Annotated in this window: 16 protein-coding genes and 1 tRNA gene; 8 read left to right on the top strand and 9 right to left on the bottom strand. The window is 71.9% G+C overall.

The genetic code is table 11. The features are described 5' to 3' along the window. Positions 1-27: 27 nt before the first annotated feature. Together ACFYZJ_RS20045 and ACFYZJ_RS20040 are read right to left on the bottom strand one after the other, a co-directional pair. Positions 28-714 carry a class E sortase gene (locus ACFYZJ_RS20045; RefSeq protein WP_388569785.1) on the bottom strand — a complete coding sequence of 229 codons (687 nt, stop codon included), beginning with the start codon at positions 712-714 and terminating at the stop codon, positions 28-30. A gap of 31 nt (positions 715-745) precedes the next feature. After that, the gene (locus ACFYZJ_RS20040) at positions 746-1,549 is read right to left on the bottom strand and encodes a DUF881 domain-containing protein (protein WP_388569782.1); all 804 of its coding nucleotides are present in this window, start codon (positions 1,547-1,549) and stop codon (positions 746-748) included. A 140-nt stretch (positions 1,550-1,689) separates the two neighbouring features. On the opposite strand from ACFYZJ_RS20040, the gene crgA reads away from it, so the two are divergent. Continuing rightward, positions 1,690-1,944 (top strand): cell division protein CrgA, encoded by a 255-nt coding sequence (gene crgA, locus ACFYZJ_RS20035; protein WP_388569780.1) that lies wholly within the window; start codon positions 1,690-1,692, stop codon positions 1,942-1,944. 327 nt (positions 1,945-2,271) lie between these two features. On the opposite strand, the gene ACFYZJ_RS20030 is transcribed toward crgA, so the two are convergent. Both ACFYZJ_RS20030 and ACFYZJ_RS20025 read right to left on the bottom strand, forming a co-directional pair. After that, positions 2,272-3,183 (bottom strand): rhomboid family intramembrane serine protease, encoded by a 912-nt coding sequence (locus ACFYZJ_RS20030; protein ID WP_388569778.1) that lies wholly within the window; start codon positions 3,181-3,183, stop codon positions 2,272-2,274. Positions 3,184-3,280: 97 nt separating this feature from the next. Continuing rightward, positions 3,281-3,814: a peptidylprolyl isomerase gene (locus ACFYZJ_RS20025; protein WP_388569776.1), complete on the bottom strand. Its 534-nt coding sequence runs from the start codon at positions 3,812-3,814 to the stop codon at positions 3,281-3,283. 452 nt (positions 3,815-4,266) lie between these two features. On the opposite strand from ACFYZJ_RS20025, the gene ACFYZJ_RS20020 reads away from it, so the two are divergent. Beyond that, entirely contained in the window at positions 4,267-4,956 is a 690-nt protein-coding gene (locus ACFYZJ_RS20020) for a DUF5324 family protein (protein WP_388569774.1), read from the top strand. 686 nt (positions 4,957-5,642) lie between these two features. On the opposite strand, the gene ACFYZJ_RS20015 is transcribed toward ACFYZJ_RS20020, so the two are convergent. Continuing rightward, positions 5,643-5,715, bottom strand: a tRNA-Ala gene (locus tag ACFYZJ_RS20015). Positions 5,716-5,895: 180 nt separating this feature from the next. Here ACFYZJ_RS20015 and ACFYZJ_RS20010 point away from each other — a divergent pair. Further along, on the top strand, positions 5,896-6,444 hold the full coding sequence (locus ACFYZJ_RS20010) for a helix-turn-helix domain-containing protein (RefSeq protein ID WP_388569771.1): 549 nt from the start codon (positions 5,896-5,898) through the stop codon (positions 6,442-6,444). Positions 6,445-6,531: 87 nt separating this feature from the next. Continuing rightward, positions 6,532-8,232, top strand: a complete 1,701-nt coding sequence (locus ACFYZJ_RS20005) for a protein kinase (protein WP_388569767.1) — start codon at positions 6,532-6,534, stop codon at positions 8,230-8,232. A gap of 7 nt (positions 8,233-8,239) precedes the next feature. Here the strand turns inward: ACFYZJ_RS20005 and ACFYZJ_RS20000 are convergent, their stop codons facing one another. Further along, a complete protein-coding gene (locus ACFYZJ_RS20000) occupies positions 8,240-9,679 on the bottom strand; it encodes a hypothetical protein (RefSeq protein WP_388569764.1) in 1,440 nt (479 codons plus the stop codon). Positions 9,680-9,852: 173 nt separating this feature from the next. Further along, positions 9,853-9,981, bottom strand: a complete 129-nt coding sequence (locus ACFYZJ_RS19995) for a DLW-39 family protein (protein WP_003999697.1) — start codon at positions 9,979-9,981, stop codon at positions 9,853-9,855. A 347-nt stretch (positions 9,982-10,328) separates the two neighbouring features. On the opposite strand from ACFYZJ_RS19995, the gene ACFYZJ_RS19990 reads away from it, so the two are divergent. The 3 genes from ACFYZJ_RS19990 to ACFYZJ_RS19980 all read left to right on the top strand — a co-directional run bounded on the left by ACFYZJ_RS19990 (position 10,329) and on the right by ACFYZJ_RS19980 (position 12,550). After that, the gene (locus tag ACFYZJ_RS19990) at positions 10,329-10,706 is read left to right on the top strand and encodes a DUF6344 domain-containing protein (protein ID WP_388569762.1); all 378 of its coding nucleotides are present in this window, start codon (positions 10,329-10,331) and stop codon (positions 10,704-10,706) included. A gap of 396 nt (positions 10,707-11,102) precedes the next feature. Next, positions 11,103-11,774 (top strand): GntR family transcriptional regulator, encoded by a 672-nt coding sequence (locus ACFYZJ_RS19985; RefSeq protein ID WP_388569760.1) that lies wholly within the window; start codon positions 11,103-11,105, stop codon positions 11,772-11,774. Positions 11,775-11,782: 8 nt separating this feature from the next. Continuing rightward, positions 11,783-12,550, top strand: coding sequence for a glycosyltransferase family 2 protein (locus tag ACFYZJ_RS19980; protein WP_388569758.1), 768 nt, complete (start codon positions 11,783-11,785; stop codon positions 12,548-12,550). Between the two features lie 110 nt (positions 12,551-12,660). On the opposite strand, the gene ACFYZJ_RS19975 is transcribed toward ACFYZJ_RS19980, so the two are convergent. Continuing rightward, positions 12,661-13,593: an FkbM family methyltransferase gene (locus tag ACFYZJ_RS19975; protein WP_388569755.1), complete on the bottom strand. Its 933-nt coding sequence runs from the start codon at positions 13,591-13,593 to the stop codon at positions 12,661-12,663. Between the two features lie 177 nt (positions 13,594-13,770). Further along, the gene (locus tag ACFYZJ_RS19970; RefSeq protein ID WP_388569752.1) at positions 13,771-14,196 is read right to left on the bottom strand and encodes a hypothetical protein; all 426 of its coding nucleotides are present in this window, start codon (positions 14,194-14,196) and stop codon (positions 13,771-13,773) included. A 507-nt stretch (positions 14,197-14,703) separates the two neighbouring features. Between ACFYZJ_RS19970 and ACFYZJ_RS19965 the strand changes: the two genes are divergently transcribed. Further along, positions 14,704-18,714 carry an AAA family ATPase gene (locus ACFYZJ_RS19965; RefSeq protein WP_388569750.1) on the top strand — a complete coding sequence of 1,337 codons (4,011 nt, stop codon included), beginning with the start codon at positions 14,704-14,706 and terminating at the stop codon, positions 18,712-18,714. Positions 18,715-18,853: the final 139 nt, after the last annotated feature.

The following is an 18,853-nucleotide window of genomic DNA, read 5'->3' as shown; positions in this document are numbered from 1 at the left end:
ACCAGACTCACGCCGTACGCCACCAGACTACTGGCGCAGAGCCGCCGGTTTCCCTGCCTCCACAGGCTGTGTGGAATCCAGGTGCGCCCAGACGATCAGCCGGTGACTGTGCCCCCACTCGGGATCGCACGTCGTCAGCGTCAGAAAGCGACCCGGACGCGTGTACCCCGACGTACGGGGCACAGGGTCGATCACTTCAACGTCGGAAGGCACCGTTTTGTAAGGGCCTTTGTCGATCCGATACGTGAACCAGGTGGCCCCGTCGGTGAGAACCACCGCGTCACCGGGCCGCAGCCTGGGGAAGTCCTTGAACGGATCGCCGTACGTACGCCGGTGGCCGGCGACCGCGAAATTGCCCACCTGGCCCAGCTGAGCAGTGCCCGTGTAGTGGCCCAGGCCCTTCTTCAGCGTGCCCACGGCGGTGTCCTCGAGCACGGGCTTGTTCCACGTGAAACCGAACCGCGGGATGTACATGACGGCGAACGGCCGGCCCGCGACGTACGGGCCCGGGCCGCCGGGGATCGCGGCGCTCGTCGGCGCGGCGGTCGTGCGCACCGTCTGCTTCGCCCACTGTCTCTGCAACTGGCCGACCTGGTCGTCCATCGCGCCGTCCGCCTGCACCCCGGTCCAGAACAGCACGTAGACCACGAACAGCACGATGAGCGCACCCACGGTGACGCACAGTTCGCTGACGGTCCTGACGATCACGCGCACCGGCACGGATCCCCCCAGCGGCAGCGGGCCTCTACTGCACGGGCTTGGCGTAGTGCAGGTCCACTGTGCCCGAGTAGCCGGGAAGAGTCACCGTCCCGTCCTCGGTGACTTTCCAGCCGAGGCCGTAGACGTTGACATACACCATGTAGTTCTGGATCGCGGGCGAGGCGGCGAGCGCCTTCTGCAGCTTGTCCGGGTTCCCCACCGCGGTGATCTTGTAGGGGGGCGAGTAGACGCGGCCCTGGAGGATCAGGGTGTTGCCGACGCAGCGCACGGCACTGGTCGAGATCAGACGCTGGTCCATGACCCTGATGCCCTGGGCGCCGCCCTGCCACAGCGCGTTCACCACGGCCTGGAGGTCCTGCTGGTGGATCACCAGGTAGTCGGGCTGCGGCTCCGGGTAGCCGGGCAGCTTGGCGGTGGCGTTCGGCGGAGCGTCGTTGAGGGTGACCGTGACCCCCTTGCCGGTGAGCTTCTGGGTGCCGGCACTCTTCTCCAGCGCCGCGAGCCGGTCCTGCTCGGCCTTGCTCGTGGTGCCGCCGGTGCGCTTGGCCAGGGCCTCCACGGCGGCCCGCAGCGCGGCGTCGGACTCGTCGAGCCGGGCGTTCTTGTGGCTGCGCTCGTGGATGAGGTCGGAGAGCTTCAGCAGCGAGGTGTCCGTGCGGATGTTGGTGCCCTTGGCCGTGTTGAAGCTCGTCATGAACAGAAGACCGGCGAGAGCGAAGACGCCCACGGTGAGCACCCGTACGGGCCGGAATCGGCGCGTACGGACGGACGGGGACCCCACATCCGGGGGACCGGAACCCGTCACGGGGGAGTCGGCCGTATCGCTCACGTACCCTTATCTCCTTCGGCGCCACGGAAGCACTACGCTAACGGACGCCCGGGGGAGCGCTCATGTCCCCTTGTACGCTGCCCCGGAACCAGCCCCAGTTCCCTGCGCGGCGACGCAGCGCATCGACAGGAGAGACCCTCGTGCCGAAGTCACGTATCCGCAAGAAGGCCGACTACACGCCACCGCCGTCCAAGCAGGCCCAGGCCATCCGGCTGGAGAACCGCGGCTGGGTCGCACCGGTCATGCTGGCCCTGTTCCTCATCGGGCTGGCCTGGATCGTCGTCTTCTACGTGACCGACGGATCGCTGCCGATCCACGCGCTGCGCAACTGGAACATCGTGGTGGGCTTCGGGTTCATCGCGGGCGGGTTCGGCGTCTCCACGCAGTGGAAGTAGGGTCCTCACGCCAGTGGAAGTAAGGGCGTCACGTCCGTCCACGACCGGCTCTGCCCACAGGTACACACCGAGTTATCCACAGCCCTGTCCACAAACCTTGCTGGTCAGTGGAAAAAGAACGACGATCTGTGGATAACCCGTCGGGCATTGACGCCGGTATGACGGAATCACCGGCCTCCGCAAACCTGTTCGCCCCCTGTCTCACCTGGGAAAACTCCGGTCGGTGACAGGGGGCACATACGTTCCCGGCGGCATGCACAAGATCCCTGATCGACTGTGGACAACGCTGGGTACAACCCCGGGCTACGGCCTGTGCGCATCTGCCACTCAGGTGAGCTGAGCCGTTCTCAGCAGTGTCATGACGGCCACGGCGGCCAGCACCAGCGCGCACACCCCGTACTGCACCAGGGCGCGCCGCCGGCGCGGGGCGTGGACCATGGCGTAGCCGCTGATCACGCCGGCGACCAGGCCCCCGATATGGGCCTGCCAGGAGATGTTCATCCCCGGGTTGAAGGTGAAGATCAGGTTGATCACCAGCAGGGCGATGATCGGCCGCAGGTCGTAGTTGAGGCGGCGCATCAGGACGGCGGTGGCGCCGAAGAGGCCGAAGATGGCGCCGGAGGCACCGAGCGTGGCCGTGGTCGGGGAGGCCAGCAGATAGGCCAGGGCGCTGCCCGACAGCCCGGAGACGAAGTAGACCGTGAGGTAGCGGAGGCGGCCGAGGGCTGCCTCCAGAGGTCCGCCGAGCCACCAGAGGCTGAGCATGTTGAAGGCGATGTGCCAGATCTCCTGGTGGGTGAACATCGAGGTCACAAGGCGATACCACTCGCCGCCCGCGACGCCTTCGGTGGGTGTGAGGGGCTTGGACGGCCAGGCGCCGAGGAGGACCAGGTCGTTCAGCAGTGACGGGCGTACGTGCACCGCGATGAACACCGCGACGTTGATCGCGATGAGGATCTTGGTGAGGAGGCGCGGGTCGGCGGTGACGCTGCCGCCGGCGATGGTGCGCGGCCGGGAGGCGGCCGCGGCGTGGCCCGTGCCGGAACCGGTGCGGATGCACTCGGGGCACTGGAATCCCACCGAGGCGTTGACCATGCACTCCGGGCAGATGGGGCGTTCGCAGCGGGTGCAGCGGATGCCGGTCTCGCGGTCCGGGTGCCGGTAGCAGACCGGCAGCTGCCGGGCCTCGGACGGCCCCTGGTTCTGCGGGCCGCGCGGGCTGCCTGGCGCCTGGTCCATGGGGTCCCTCACTTCTCCGTACGACGGGGGTGCCCCGCCCCTCCTTCTACGGATGGGCGGGGCGCATTTGTTCCCTCGTGCGGGGTGCCCTGTGGGGTCAGCCCTCGCGGGTCTCGACGACGACCGACTCGATGACGGCGTCGTTGACCGGGCGGTCGGTGCGCGGGTTGGTCTGGGTGGTGGCGATGGAGTCCACGACCTTCTGGCTGGCCGCGTCCGTGACCTCGCCGAAGATCGTGTGCTTGCGGTTCAGCCAGGCCGTCGGGGCGACCGTGATGAAGAACTGCGAGCCGTTGGTGCCCGGGCCGGCGTTGGCCATGGCCAGAAGGTAGGGCTTGTCGAAGCGGAGGTCCGGGTGGAACTCGTCCTCGAACTGGTAGCCGGGACCGCCGGTGCCGTTGCCCAGGGGGTCACCGCCCTGGATCATGAAGCCGCTGATCACCCGGTGGAAGACCGTGCCGTCGTAGAGCTTCTTGGTGGACTTCTCGCCGGTGGCGGGGTGGGTCCACTCACGCTCGCCCTTGGCGAGTTCGACGAAGTTCTTGACCGTCTTGGGGGCGTGGTCCGGGAAGAGCCGGACATGGATGTCGCCGTGGTTGGTCTTCAGGGTGGCGTAGAGCTGCTCAGCCACGATCTGCCTTCCGTTGTCCTTTGTGACTCCCCGATCCTCGCACGCTACGGCCTCAGCGTCGTCCCGCGACCACGTCCGGGCGAACACGGTTCGCCGGTTTCTGGGATGCGGCCGGGACGGGGTGCCCGGAGGACGGGCGGCTCGTGGGGCCGGCGGCGACTGCGGGCGTGTGGAAAACCGGTCGAGTCGCCCTGTCTCGGGGGCGCGGCGGGACGATCCGTGGCATTGTCGGGGACAAGCTCCTGTTACTTCGTATTCATCCGCTCTTGCACGTGATCGGCCGATGCGCGTGATCGTCTCTCGTCGTCCGCCCGGGTGCGGACCGGGGTGGCCTGCTGGGGGCCGCATGACCCGGATGCCCTTTCTCGCATGCCCGGGTGTTGTTCGGCAGGCATGATCCGTAAAAGGCTGGAAAGTCGAATTACCGTACGCCACCGAGGAGGAGGAACCCCGTGACCCGCATCGACAGCGTGCGCGCCGCGACCGGTTCGGCGAAGGACAGCGTGCTGCATGCCGCGGAAGTGGTGGCGCCCTACGCCGACACGGCCAAGGACAAGGCAGCGCACTACGCACATGAGGCGCGTGTGCGACTCGCGCCCAAGGTGTCGCAGGCCGCCGAGCAGGCCCGCGTCCAGTACGACGCCCATCTCGCCCCGCGGCTGGAGCAGGCCCGCGCGCATGTGCCGCCGGCGGTGGACCAGGCGGCGGCCCGCACGCGCAAGGCGGCCCGGCAGGCGGCCGAGTACTCCCGTCCGAGGATCGAGCAGGCGGTCGCCGCCGCCGGTCCGGTGCGGGAGGAGGCGGCGGCCCGCGGTGCGGCGGCGCTGGCCGCGCTGCGCGGTCAGATCTCGCCGCGGCAGATCGAGAAACTGGTGCGCCGGCAGCGGCGGCGGGCCAGGGCCGGCCGTCTGGTGAAGGGGCTGGCCCTGCTGGGAGTCGCCGCGGGCGGCGTCTTCGCCGCCTGGAAGTGGTGGGACAAGCAGGCGAACCCCGACTGGCTGGTCGAGCCGCCTGCCGCGACCGAGGTCCCGCAGAGCGAGCGGCTGTCGTCGGTGGACGGCAGCGGTCCGAGCGCACTGGACCCGGAGGTGGAGGCGAAGCAGGCCGAGGAGGACTCCACGGACGGCGACGACCGCCGCTGAGTCCGCCGGGTCGGCTGTGGGGCCGCCATCACGCCGTGGGGCAGGGGAAGGTGAGGGTTCCCCTGCCCCACGGCGTTGTTTCACGTGGAACGACGGGCGGGCGTCGCGGGCGACGGCGGGGGCGGAGGCCGGGGGCGACCAGCGGGGCCGGGACGACGGACGGAGGCCGGAACGACGGGCGGGCGCCGGGGCGACGGCGGGGGCGGAGGCCGGGGGCGACCAGCGGGGCCGGGACGACGGACGGAGGCCGGAACGACGGGCGGGCGCCGGGGCGACGGCAGGCCCCGGGCGACCGGCGAGCCGGTTGGCGAACGACGAGCCGGTGGGCGAACGACGGGGCCGAGACGACGGGCGGGCGCCAGGAAGACGGCGGGCGTTCGCCTCTTCCCTCCGTGATGACGTTTGCAACGCTTCTGGTGTGCACGTTCCGTGGAGACTTCGCTCACTCTGAGCACACTCACGGTTACGCCTGTCGGGACCTGCCAGGTCGTAGAGGGACCGCCGGCTCGGTCCGGCGGAGCGCCGCAGGCCGCCAGGTCCTCGGGTGGAGAGGTCGAGAGGCCCGTCCTCCACCGATCGTTCGCCCTATGGATTGCAACTACTGCAAATTTCGTGTGTGACCGGATTCACGGCACACGAAAAAACCGGCCGATCGCCGCGAGGCGGCGTCCGACCGGTTTCGAGTGTGGAGCCTAGGGGAGTCGAACCCCTGACATCTGCCATGCAAAGACAGCGCTCTACCAACTGAGCTAAGGCCCCGAGAAGAGGCGTCCGGCCGGTGGAACACGGACCGCCGGGCGCTGCGGACCAGCGTACCGGGTCCTGGCCGGTATCTCACAAAAAGATGGGGGGTCCCCGTGGACGACCACTCTCCGTAAGATGCTCGTCGTGGTTCGCTACAGCGAACCGCGGTTTTTGGGGAAGCGATGGGGAGACGCAATGGACGCCGCACAGCAGGAAGCCACCGCAAGAGCGCGGGAGCTGCAGCGGAACTGGTACGGGGAGCCGTTGGGGGCGCTCTTCCGTAGGCTCATCGAGGACCTCGGGCTCAACCAGGCCCGTCTCGCGGGGGTTCTCGGACTGTCCGCTCCGATGCTGTCGCAGCTGATGAGCGGTCAGCGCGCCAAGATCGGCAACCCGGCGGTGGTCCAGCGGGTGCAGCTGCTGCAGGAGCTGGCGGCGCAGGTGGCGGACGGCAGTGTCAGTGCGGCCGAGGCGACCGAGCGCATGGAGGAGATCAAGAAGTCCCAGGGGGGCTCGGTGCTGAGCAACACCACACAGACGACGAGCAGTTCGGGCGCGCCGACGGTCAAGCGGGTGGTCCGCGAGATCCAGTCGCTGCTGCGCTCGGTGGCGGCGGCCGGGGACATCATCGAGGCGGCGGACACCCTCGCCCCGACCCACCCGGAACTGGCAGAGTTCCTCCGGGTGTACGGCGCCGGCCGCACCTCCGACGCGGTCGCCCACTACCAGTCCCACCAGAGCTGAGCCGACGCCTTTGCCGCCGGGGACTCTCGCGCCGGGGGGTGCGCGGGGGTCCTCGTCGCCGTTCGGGAGGGGGAGCGACGTACGACCATGGGTGAGGTCTTCGCCGGGCGGTACGAGTTGGCCGACCCCATTGGGCGCGGGGGAGTCGGTGCGGTCTGGCGCGCCTGGGACCACCGACGGCGCCGTTACGTGGCCGCGAAGGTGCTGCAGCAGAGGGACGCCCACTCTTTGCTCCGGTTCGTCCGCGAGCAGGCGCTGCGTATCGACCACCCCCATGTGCTGGCGCCCGCGAGCTGGGCGGCGGACGACGACAAAGTGCTGTTCACCATGGACCTGGTGGCCGGTGGCTCGCTGGTCCACCTCGTCGGGGACTACGGGCCGCTGCCGCCCCTGTTCGTCTGCACCCTGCTGGACCAGTTGCTGTCCGGGCTCGCGGCGGTGCACGCGGAGGGGGTGGTGCACCGGGACATCAAGCCCGCCAACATCCTTCTGGAGGCCACCGGGACGGCCCGGCCCCGGCTGCGGCTGTCGGATTTCGGCATCGCCATGCGGCTGGGTGAGCCGCGGCTGACGGAGACCGACTACGTGGTGGGCACGCCCGGTTATCTGGCGCCGGAGCAACTGCTGGGTGCGGAGCCGGACTTCCCTGCGGACCTGTTCGCGGTGGGCCTGGTCGCCCTGTATCTGCTGCAGGGTGCCAAGCCTGACGCCAGGGCGCTGGTCGAGTACTTCGCGGCCAACGGGACGCCGGGGGCGCCGCAGGGCGTACCGGGGCCGCTCTGGGAGGTCGTCGCGTCCCTGGTGCAGCCGGATCCGGCCGCGCGGTTCCGTACGGCGACCGGGGCGCGCAAGGCGCTTGCCGCGGCCGTGGAGCTGCTGCCGGAGCCGGGGCCGGACGAGGAGCAGGTGGAGATCTTCGACCAACTCGGGCCGCTTCCGGCCGGGTTCGGACCCGAGGGACCGGTGCGTGCGGGGGCGAATGCCGCGACCGTCCGGGGGCCGGGGGGCGGGGTGTCGACGGGCGGGGTGTCGATGGGCGGGGTGTCGGTGGGCGGGGTGTCGGCGTCGTGGCCGACGACCGGTTCGATACCACCGCGGCCGACCACCGCACCCCCGACGACCGGTGCGGGTAGAACCGGTGCCGGGGCCGGAGTTTCGGGGATCGCGACGCCCGGGCCGCCTCCTCCTGCCGTACGACCGATGGCCGCCCCCGTCGTCGTACCGCCCAGACCCACGGTGGATCCCACGCCGTCGCCACGTCCTGCCACGTCGACCACCCCGGAGCCGACGTCCGGCCCCGCGCCGACCGCCGGGCCCACTCCGACGTCCGGCCCCGCGCCGACGACAGGGCCCACTCCGGCGTCCGGCCCCGCGCCGACGGCCGATCAGGTGCCGCCTCCGGGACCGTGCGCCATGTCGGACACCGGGAGTTTCCATCTGCCGCCGCCGCTGCCGCGCGAGGCGGTCCCCGTGGTGCCGCGCCCGCCCGCCCGGCCGCCGTCACCACCCGCGGTGGCCGTGGCCCCAGGCCCTGCCCCGGACCACGACCCCACCCTCGTACCCGCCGCCACGGCGCCCGCAGCGACCCCGGCCGTCGCCGGCCGGCACCCCCTCCAGGCCCACGCCGTACTCTCCCCGCACGCCCCCACGCAGCCGCAGCGGGCCGCTCCGGACGACGGGCCGGCGTCCACCCGGCGCCCCGGCCCGCCGGCGAAGGTCGCCGTGCCGGTCCTGCTCGTCGCGCTGCTGTGCTACGCCGTCGGGTTCTGGGCGCTGATGCGGATCTGAGCGGCGGTCACCCTGCCCATCGGCTCCGCGCCCGCCGCCGGGCGGCCACCGTCCACACCACGAGCGCCAGGACCAGGGCGGTCCCGGTGCCGATCCCGCCCACCGCGACCAGCGTCATCGTGCGCGAGTCCCCGTCCTGGCCGGCCGCTGCCGTTCCTTCTCCCCTGCCGCCTCCGGGCGTCCCCACCGCGGCTTCCTGCCGGTCGGCCGCCGTCACCCGGAACGCATCGCGTGGCGCGGACCACCCCGCGTACGCCGGAGGTGCCATCGCCGTCCCGCTCACCCGCACGCGCAGCGTCAGCCCGAAGGGACCGTTCCCGAAGCGCTGCGCCACGGGTGCGGCGAGGTGCACGGCGAGGTAGTACCAGCCCGCGAACCGCATTCCGCTCGTGCGGTCGCCGGCGGCATGGCGGTTGGCGTAGGCGACGGGCGGCAACGGGGTGAGGGCAGCGGAGGCCTGTGCGCCGTTGTACCCGGTGGTGGCGTCGTCGACGTGGGCGCGGACGGGGTTGTACAGCGCCATCGCCAGGGCGGTGCCGACGTAGCCGCCGCCGGGCGAGCCGCCAGGGGAAACGTCGGGGGAACTGCCCATCTCCGCGGTGGCGGAGAGCTGCCGGCCCCAGTCGACGGGCACCTTGTAGAAGAGGGTCTGCCCCGGCCTGATCGCGTCCTGCCAGACGCCCTGGCCGAGGGCGGTCGCCGTGGCGAAGCCGGCCCCGCCCGCGCGCCGGGTCGGATCACCCAGCAGGGGGTCGGGGGTCGCGGAGTTCCAGGCGCCCGGCGGGGTGGTGGTCGCGGCGTCCGGCCGCCGCAGGGCGGGTTCGGAGACGTAGTCCAGCTCCAGGTCCCAGGCGCCGGTCGCGGAGCCGGACAGGTCGCGCCGTTCCACGACCGCGTAGTACACACCGGCGCCCTTGCATCCGTAACTGCCGGGCCCGGTCTCGCGGGCGGCCCACGCGGCGACGGGGTGCGGGCTCTGGGTGGGGCCGAAGTGTGCGGTATCGGAGGAGCAGATGGTGCCGTCGGCGTCCTGGACGGAGATCCGGAGACCGTCGGCGGCGGAGACCTGGGCGCCGGCCCCGGGCACAGCGGTCGCGGAGACGTAGGCGCTGGTGGTGGCGTCGAGATCCAGGCGGTAGTAGAGCTTGCCGGCCGCGGGCAGGGTGCTGCGGTACGTGCGTCCGGCGTCAAGGCGTGCGGCGCCGGTGGTGCCGGGGGCGCCCTGGACCGTTACGGCATCCGGCGCGAAGGCGTACGGAGTGGGCGTACCGTCGGCGGCCCGGGCGGCCGCGGCGGCTGAGGCATCTGCGGCGGCTTCGGCAGCTGGCGCGGGGAGCGCGAGGGTGACGGCGAGCGTGGCCGTCGTGCACAGGGCCAGCACCGCGTGCGCCTGCGTAGGCCCGCGCCCCCGCACTCCGCGCCGCGCTTGAGTGCGCCGCCACCCCATCCCGTGCCCCCTCTGGCCATATGCCGCCCCGGACCGGACCGTCGCCCATCCTGCCCCGACGGTCACAGAAATACCCACGCATCACACAGAGCGGCCGAAATGCTCACCCCGCAACACAAAACCCCGACCGCGTCGGCGGTCGGGGTCTGCTCTGAACTGTCGTCTGTCGGAACTCACGAACCCGTGGGCACGGAGTCAGTCGCCTCCGTCCACAGATCCTGCTCGGCGCGATCCGCCTGGATCTGGCGGTACACGAGGAGCCCGCCGATGGCGGCCAGTGCGACCAGGAGAAGCTTCTTCACCGCGCGACCTCGTCTTTCCTTGACGTAGGGGACCTCTGGCGCCCGACTATACACACCGATCGATATCGATCGGTGACCTGAGCCGATGCTCAACTCCGGCCCGGCGCAGCGCAGTACGACCGGGGTTCACCGCTGACGATCCGCGGGTGACCGGACCTCACGGTGTGTGATCTTCACGGCCTCCACCACCGCTTTCCGTCCTTTTCGGCCCCGTGCGACCCCGTGCGCCCATCCGGGTGGTGTTCATCCGAAGATCGACGCGGCACGGGCGTCGGTCCACCACTTCACAGCCCCCATACACATCATGAGGAAAGTACGCAAATCGCCCAACCCGAAAGTGAGGGGTCATGGCCCGGAACAAGGTCATGAAGCTGTGGACCGCCGTCGTCTCCGCCTTCCTGGCACTGTGCGCCGCCCTGGGATTCGCCACCACGACCGCCGCCACGGCCGCCGCCGCGCCGGTACCACAGCCGCAGTCGGCGCGCACCTCCGGCACGCAGGTGACGCTGCCGGTACCGGCGGCGTACGGGCACTGGGCCCGCGGACAGTCCCTGCCCCCCACGATGAAACAACGCATCAGGGCCGAGGCCCACGGCTCCTCCCCCTCCTGCCGCCACCGCCCGTCCATGGCCACCGCAGCGACCACACCCCTCGCCCACCGCGCCCTCCACCCCCACGAGGCACCACGCCCCTTCCACGAGGAGACCGAGCGACTGCGCAGCTGACGGATCCGCGGGCACCCCCAGACACAGCCGGGACGCCCCACAGCCGGGACACCCCACAGACACCAGCCGGGACCCCCCGGACACCCAGCGGGACACCGCAGGACCAGCCGGGACACACACGGGCCCCAACACCGCAGGACCAGCCGGGACACACACGGGCCCCCTCCGGGACCCCGCAGGACTCACACAGCACAAGGCGACTTGCGTACACGCCGACGGCAGACGGCCCGGCACCTGCTCCCAGGTGCCGGGCCGTCTGCCGTGCACTCGTCTTGCGGCTTCGGTGCCTTCGGGTTCCGGCTTCGGTGCCTTCGGGCTGACCCAGCCCTGCCCGTCCCGAGTCGTCAGGACCTCGTGCGGAGTCCTAGGCTGGGCTGGAGGGCCCCCGACGGATCGGTGAGAGCACCAGTGTCGAAGGCGTACGAGCTGATCGCGGACGACCAGCTGATCGACAGGCAGCACGGACGCGGCACCCTCGTACGGCGTCCGCGGACGCCCGTGGTGCGTGACAACAGGCGGCACCAGTGGGAGAAGAACCGTGCCCGGCAGCCGCTGGCCACGCGGGCGCGGACCGGGGCCACGGAGCACGACACCGGGCTCGCATCCCGGCAGCTCGTGTTCGACGCGAAATACCGCGAGACGAGGGCGCCCAAGGACCTCGCGGACGCATTCGGCGTCCCGGAAGGCACGGTCCTGCTGCAGCGCACCTACCGGACGCGCTGCGCGGCCGAGACCGCCCCGTTCAGCCTGGTGACCTCCTACCTCGTACGTGACCTGGTCGCGGGGAATCCCGACCTGCTGGACGCCTCCAACGAGCCCTGGCCCGGCGGCACGCACCACCAGCTCCACACGGTAGGCATCGAGGTGGACCGCATCGAGGAGCGTTTCACCGCCCGTGCGCCGACGCCCGCGGAGGCGCAGGAGCTGCAGCTGCCGGCCGGCACGCCGGTGATCCTGCTCCACAAGACCTCGTACGACACCGACGACCGCGTCGTGGACATCACCGATGTCACACTGCCCGGCGACCGCACGGAGCTGGTCTTCGTCACTCCCCTGGAAAGGTGGTGAGCGCTGCCGTGAGCCGGCGCGTCATCGTCGTCACCGCTGTCCACGCCCCGTCGGCCCGGTTCCTGCCGGAGGCGTACAAGTCCCTGCGCGAACAGTGGCTTCCGGAGGGCTGGGAGTGGCACTGGGTGATCCAGGAGGACGGGGAGACGGACGACGTCCGCCCGTACGTCCCGGACGACGAGCGCGTGACCTTCCGTCAGGGCCGGCCCGGCGGACCCGGAGTCGCCCGTACGATCGCCCTGGCGCACACCGACGGCGCGTACGTGAAGGTGCTGGACGCCGACGACCAGCTCACACCGGGCACCCTGGCCCGCGACCTGGCCGCGCTCGAGGCGGACCCCACCCTCGGCTGGGCCACGTCCCGTGCGCTGGACCTCCTGCCCGACGGCTCGACGACCGGTTTCCCCGGCGATCCGGCGGACGGGCCGGTCGAACGCGGCGCGGTCCTCGACTTCTGGAAGGCGAACGACTTCCGCGCCCAGGTCCACCCGGCGACGCTCTGTGTCCGGCGCGATCTCCTGATGGCGCTGGGCGGCTGGATGGCACTGCCGGCGTCCGAGGACACCGGCCTGCTGCTCGCGCTGAACGCCGTGAGCCGGGGGTGGTTCTCCCGGGAGGTGGGGCTGCTGTACCGGAAGTGGCAGGGGCAGGCCACCGGCCAGGCCTCGCATGTCGATCCCGCCGAGCGTGAGCGGCGTGTTGCGGTCGTGGAGGCGCGGGCCAGGGCGTTGGCGTCCTGCGGCTGGCGGTACCCGAGCGCCGTGAGCACCGCCTGACCGCGGGCCCGGTCTGCCGGGCCGACCCGTGCTCCATGCCGCGTGCGCCGCACCGGCCCGTGCTCCACGCCGCGTGCGCCGCGCCGGCCCGTGCGCCGGGCCGCGTCGCGTCAGGGCAGGGTCGCCGCGTCCACCCGGGAGAAGACCAGGTCGCTCTCTTCGACCACCGGGCCCCGCAGGCGCACCGCCACGCCGGGCGTCCCGCTCAGCGCTCGCGGGTAGCTCTCGGCCCGGTAGTCGTTGGGCAGCCGGTAGGCGTGGAAGCCGGCAGCGGCCATGGTGCTCATCAGGTCATCGGCACGGTCGCCGAGTCGCGCCATGCGCTCGGGAGTCACCTCCACGGTGATCTCCGCGTCCGGCCGGAGCTTGTCCAGCACGGGCGCCAGTCCGCGGATGACACCGCCCTCCGCACCCTCGACATCTATCTTGATCACACGGGCGTTCGCCAGCTCGTGCGGAGCGAGCAGCTCCGGCAGCGGCAGGGCGTCGATGTCGAAGGTGGACTCGGCCGGCCCGTCGTACGGGACGATGCTGTTCGCGCCCATGTTGCGCGAGCTGGCGAGCACGAAGGTCAGTGTGGTGGGGACGTCGGCGACGGCGGCGTTCACGGCCCGGACGTTCCGGCACCCGTTCAGCCGGGCCTGCTGCAGCAAGCGCTGGTGGAACGCCGGGGAGGCCTCGATGGCGACGACCTGTCCCTGGTCGCCGACGAGGTGTGAGGCCAGCACGCTGAAGACACCGATGTTGGCCCCGACGTCGATGAAGCCGTCGCCCGGCTTCAGCCGGCGCTGGATCCAGTGGGTCATGTGCGGCTCCCACACCCCGAAGAGGTACAGGTACCGCTGGATCAGATCCTGGGTGTCGACCGCGAACCGCGCACCGAAGCGGGTCTCGACGACCCGTCGGCGCGGGTGGTCCCGCAGGTGCGGGTTGAGGAAGCGGGCGGAAAGAAGCGCCTTGCCGAGCGAGCCCGGAGCGTCCCGTACGTACCGGCGGCCCAGGGTGACCAGGGCCTCCGCGACGGTACTGCTGGCACTGCTCATCCGGTCCGCCTCTCTTTCCTCGTCCGCGTCGAGGCAACCGTAGCGTTCCGCGCGCGTGCGACGACGGTCCCGGGGGGGGCGGGCCGAGGAGGCCTGGGGCGTCCGGGCCGCTGCGCCCGGCGTCACGCGCCCGGCATCGCCCGGCATCGCCCGGCAGCGCGCGCCGGCCGAGAACCGTCAGACGGACGCCCCTTCTTCGCCGGACGCGGCGAGCCAGTGGGCGACGCGGCGCACCGTGGGCTCGTCGAGCCGCTCGACAAGTTCCTGGAGGGCCGCGGTGTCCTCCCGTGTGAGGTCGTACAGACCCGCCTTGCTCAGGCCGGCCATCAGGACCTGGTGGCGGCGGTCGGCCATGCGTTCGGCAAGCCTGCTCGGCTCGTTCGGGGGCTCGGAAGGCCCCGGGAGCGAGGCCGTGGCGGCCTTGCCCTGCGGTGCGTCGAACACCTGCCAGGCGCCGTCCTTCGGGCCCCACAGCGCGACCGTCACGTCGTCCCCGCGCGCCCGTACGGTCTGGGTCATCTCACCGAGCGCGTACAGCACGGCAGAGCGGTGGGGCGACTCCGCCGCCACCCGCCAGGAGCCCGTGGACGGCTGGTGGTACATCGCGACCCACCGTGGGGTGCCCGGCGGCCGAGGACTCTGGGGACGTGTCTGCACTGCACCCACCCTTTCGGAAACGGCACGGCAGAGCAGACCATAACTGACGATCCGTCAGCTATCCAGGGGTGTGCGACGGCGCTGGCGGGCGGCGGGTGACCCTCGGGTGGGAGCGGGTCCGGTCCGCCTTCTCCGCGCCCCACCGTTCGGCACCGGTCCCTCCCCTCGTGGAGACCGGTGCCGAACCGGGTGGTGGCGTCGAGCCGAGCCGTACCCGCGCGGTCGGGGAAAGGCTGGGCGCATCGGGGACGATGCGGTCTCGCACGTCGTCTCGCCGAGCGCCGACCCGGTGGCCTGTCCGGGCACCGCGCGGCCGGTTCGTTCCCGCGTCGCGATCCTGCCATTTGATGCCTCCGGCGAGGAGATTCCGTTGCCGTCCGGGGGACTTAACCGCAGGTCAGCCGTATAAGGTGAGTTTTCCGGTCCGGACGTCAGGTGCGGGGGAAGTAAGGGGTGGGGACCTTGAGTTCCGACTCAGGAGCACGCACGGCCTTCGCGGAACGTCTCGCCCTGCTGTACAAGGAGGCCGGAAACCCTCCCCTCAAACGGGTGGCCGAGGCGGTCGTCCGGCTCCAGCGGGTCGACGAGCGGGGGCGCCCCGTGCGGGTGTCCGCGCAGCGGATCAGCGACTGGCGGCGGGCCAGGAACGTGCCCGCCCAGTTCACCGCCCTCGCGGCGGTGCTGCACGTGCTGATCCCCGAAGCGCGGCGCGCGCGGCCCGCGCCGGTGTCCCCCGGGCTGTACGACCTGGCCCAGTGGCAGCTTCTGTGGGAGCGCGCGGTCGCCGACCCGGTCGGCGACCGCCCCCCGGCGTCCGATGAGGAATCGGAAGAGGAGGAGCGTTCGCCCGCCGACGCCCCGGCCGTCCCCGCCGGCGTCTGCCCGTACCGGGGGCTGGCTCCCTACCGCCAGGAGGACGCCCGGTGGTTCTTCGGCCGCGAGCGGTGCACGGCCGCCCTCGTCGACCAGCTCGGGGCGGCCGAGCGGACCGGCGGCCTGGTCATGCTCGTGGGCGCCTCGGGAGCGGGGAAGTCGTCCCTGCTGAACGCCGGCCTGGTGCCCGCGCTGCGCGGCGGCCAGGAACGGGCCGTGGTGCAGCTCGTTCCGGGCGGCGACCCCCTCGCTGAGCTGACCCACCGGATCCCCGACCTCGCCCCCGTCCTGTCCGCCGCGAGGGAAGCGGAGGCGTACGAGCCCGGCACCGCGCGCTTCGAGCAGGCGGTGCGGGAGGCCGTCGCGGCCTGGGTGCGGCGCGAGACGTCCTGCGCCGCCCGCCCGGTCGTCATCGTGGACCAGTTCGAGGAGACGTTCACTCTCTGCTCCGACGAGGCGGATCGGCGCATGTTCGTCCGGCTCCTGCACGCGGCGTGCTCGCCCGCCGCTCCCGGTGACCTCGGCCCGGTGCTCGTGGTTCTCGGCATACGCGCCGACTTCTACGAGCAGTGCCTCGGGTACCCGGAACTGGCCGACGCGCTGCAGCACCGGCACATGGTGCTCGGACCGCTGACCACCGCGGAGCTGCGGGAAGCGGTGTCCGGCCCGGCCAAGGCCGTGGGGCTCGAACTCGAACCGGGGCTCGCGGAGCTCATCGTGCGGGAGGTGAGCGTCGACGGCCCGCGCGGGGCGCACGACGCGGGCGTGCTGCCCCTGCTGTCGCACGCCCTGCTCGCCACCTGGCAACGGCGGAAGGCGGGCCGGCTGACGCTGGCCGGCTACCGCGCGTCGGGCGGCATCCAGGGGGCCGTGGCGGCGACCGCCGAGCGGGCCTGGTCGGGGCTCGACCCGGCGGCCCGCACGGCCGCGCGCCTGCTCCTGCTCAGGCTGGTGCGGCTGGGCGAGGACACCCAGGCCACCCGCAGGCGGGGGACCCGACGGCAACTGGCGGAGGAGTCGACGGACCCCGACAAGACGGAGGAATCGCTCGAAGCGCTCGTCCGCGCCCGGCTGGTGACGCTCGACGCGGAGACGGTGGAGATCACCCATGAAGCGCTGCTCCACGCCTGGCCACGGCTGCGCGACTGGATCGACGACGACAGGAACGGCAACCTGCTGCGCCAGCGGCTGGAGGAGGACGGCCGGGCCTGGGAGGACTCGCACCGCGACGCCGCGCTGCTGTACCGGGGCTCCCGTCTGGAACAGGCCCACAGCTGGGCGCAATCCGCCGGTGACACCTTCCTGACCCGCAGTGCGGTGGAGTTCCTGGCCGCCTCGGTCAGGCTGCGCAAGCGCACCGTCCGGCTCCGCAGGGGTGCGGTGGCGGCTCTGCTCGCCCTCGCCCTGCTGGCGGTCGGTTCCTCGGTGATCGCGTGGCAGCAGCGGGACGACGCGGTGTTCGAGCAGGTGGTCGCCGAGGCGGGTCGCGTGCAGTACACGGATCCGTCGCTGTCCGCCCAGATCGACCTGGTCGCCCACCGCCTGCGACCGGACGACGCGGGCACCAACAGCCGGCTGATCTCCATCGTGAACGCGCCGCTGGCCACGCCGCTGCTCGGCCACACCGGCGCCGTCTACCTCACCTCGTTCAGCCCGGACGGGCGGACCCTCGCCACCGCCAGCTACGACCGGACCGTCCGGCTGTGGAACGTCACGGACCCGACGCACCCCCGCCCCCTGGGCAAGCCCCTCACCGGCCACACCAGCTGGGTGAGCAGTGCGGTCTTCAGCCCGGACGGGCACACGCTCGCCACCGCCGGGGACGACGGCACCGTACGGCTGTGGGACGTGGCCGATCCGCGGCATCCACGCTCCCTCGGCACCCCCGTGACCGGCCACGACGGCACGATCTTCCTGGTCGCCTTCAGCCCGGACGGGCGGACCCTGGCCACCGCCGACGAGGATCACACCGTACGGCTGTGGAACGTCACCGACCCCCGACACCCGGTCTCGCTCACCACGCTGACCGGCCACACCAATTCCGTACGGTGCGTCGCGTTCAGCCCCGACGGGAAGACGCTGGCGTCCGGCGGCGACGACGCCACGGTGCGGCTGTGGAACGTCGCCGACCCACGCAGCCCGCACTCCCTGGGTGAGCCCCTGAGGGGACACACCCACACCGTGCACTCCGTGGCCTTCAGCCCGGACGGCCGCACCCTCGCCAGCGGCAGCTCTGACGACACCGTCCGGCTGTGGAACGTCACCGACCCCCGACACCCGAGCTCCCTCGGCGAACCGCTGATCGGCCACACCGGCCCGGTGTGGTCCGTCGCCTTCAGCCCGGACGGGTCCCTGCTCGCCGCGGGCAGCGCGGACAGCACGGCGAGCCTGTGGAACGTCAGCAACCCGGCCTATCCCTCGCAGGTCGGCGAGCCCCTCGCGGGCAGCAGCGGCGAGATGTACGCCGTCGGCTTCCGCCCCGACGGGCACACCCTCGCCACCGGCAGCGGCGACAGCAAGGTCCGGCTGTGGTCGATACCGGGGTCGGACATGATCGGCCGGATCGGGGCGTTCAGCCCGGACGGGAAGGTCCTCGCGACGGCCGCCGGCGACAGCCGGATCAGGCTGTGGAAGGTGACGGACCCGGTGCGGCCCCTATCGCTGGGCGAGCCCTTCACCACCGGGGAGCGGGACCTGCGGTCGATGGTGTTCTCGCCCGACGGCCGCACCCTCGTCATCCTGACGGGAACCCGCAACACCGTCCAGCTGTGGAACGTCGCCGATCCCGCCCACCCCGTCGCCTACGGCCCGCCCGTGCCGCTCCTGACCCGGTATGCGGGCGCCGACGCGCTGGCACTCAGTCCTGACGGGCACACACTGGCCGTCGATCACGACGACCGGACCATACAGCTGCTGGACATCACCGACCCGGCCCACCCCCACCGCCTGGGCGCGCCCCTCACCGGCCACACCGGCTACGTCAACGCCCTCGCCTACAGCCCGGACGGCCGCACCCTCGCCAGCGGCAGCGCCGACGGCACCGTGCGGCTGTGGAACGTCACCGACCCCCGACACCCGAGGTCCCTCGGCGCGCCGCTCACCGGGCATCTGGGCCCCGTCAACACGCTGGCCTACAGCCCGGACGGCCGCACCCTCGCCAGCGGCAGCGACGACGACACGGTCCGGCTGTGGAACGTCACCGACCCGCTCCACGCCACCCGGCTGGGCGCCGCCCTCACCGGCCACACGGAGGCGGTCGTGTCGCTCACCCTGAGCCCGGACGGCCACACACTGGCCAGCGGCGGCAACGACAACACCGTACGGCTGTGGAACGTCACCGACCCGGCCAAGGCATCGCCCATCGGCCAGTCGATGAGCCCCAACGCCAAGACCGGCAACTTCCTCACCTTCAGCCCCGGCAGCCACCTGCTCGGGGTGTCGAGCGGCGCGGACACCGTCCGGCTGTGGAACCTGGACGTCGACGAGGCCATCCGCCGCATCTGCGGGAGCACACGGGGGGTGCTGACACCGCAGAAGTGGCACGAGTACCTGCCCCGCCTCTCCTACGACCCTCCATGCGGTCGGCAGTGATCCGGATCACAACACCTGCCCGGGGTCGAGCAGTCGGCCCCCGCCACGCAAGTGACCTTGTTACCCTTGGCCATAGCCCGATCGCCGGTGCATCCCCCGTCGCCGGCGGTCGGGCCCTTCCATGCCCCGACGCCGCTCG

The organism is Streptomyces sp. NPDC001848 (assembly GCF_042891915.1).
GTDB lineage: Bacteria > Actinomycetota > Actinomycetes > Streptomycetales > Streptomycetaceae > Streptomyces.
Note: the sequence above shows the minus strand (reverse complement) of the source record. Positions and strands in the feature narration are given on the sequence as shown.

Coding starts and splice junctions, on each gene's coding strand:
- ACFYZJ_RS20030 (WP_388569778.1), bottom strand. CDS start 3,183: ATGGACCAGGCGCCAGGCAGCCCGCGCGGCCCGCAGAACCAGGGGCCG.
- ACFYZJ_RS20010 (WP_388569771.1), top strand. CDS start 5,896: ATGGACGCCGCACAGCAGGAAGCCACCGCAAGAGCGCGGGAGCTGCAG.
- ACFYZJ_RS20005 (WP_388569767.1), top strand. CDS start 6,532: ATGGGTGAGGTCTTCGCCGGGCGGTACGAGTTGGCCGACCCCATTGGG.
- ACFYZJ_RS20000 (WP_388569764.1), bottom strand. CDS start 9,679: ATGGGGTGGCGGCGCACTCAAGCGCGGCGCGGAGTGCGGGGGCGCGGG.
- ACFYZJ_RS19990 (WP_388569762.1), top strand. CDS start 10,329: ATGGCCCGGAACAAGGTCATGAAGCTGTGGACCGCCGTCGTCTCCGCC.
- ACFYZJ_RS19975 (WP_388569755.1), bottom strand. CDS start 13,593: ATGAGCAGTGCCAGCAGTACCGTCGCGGAGGCCCTGGTCACCCTGGGC.
- ACFYZJ_RS19970 (WP_388569752.1), bottom strand. CDS start 14,196: ATGTACCACCAGCCGTCCACGGGCTCCTGGCGGGTGGCGGCGGAGTCG.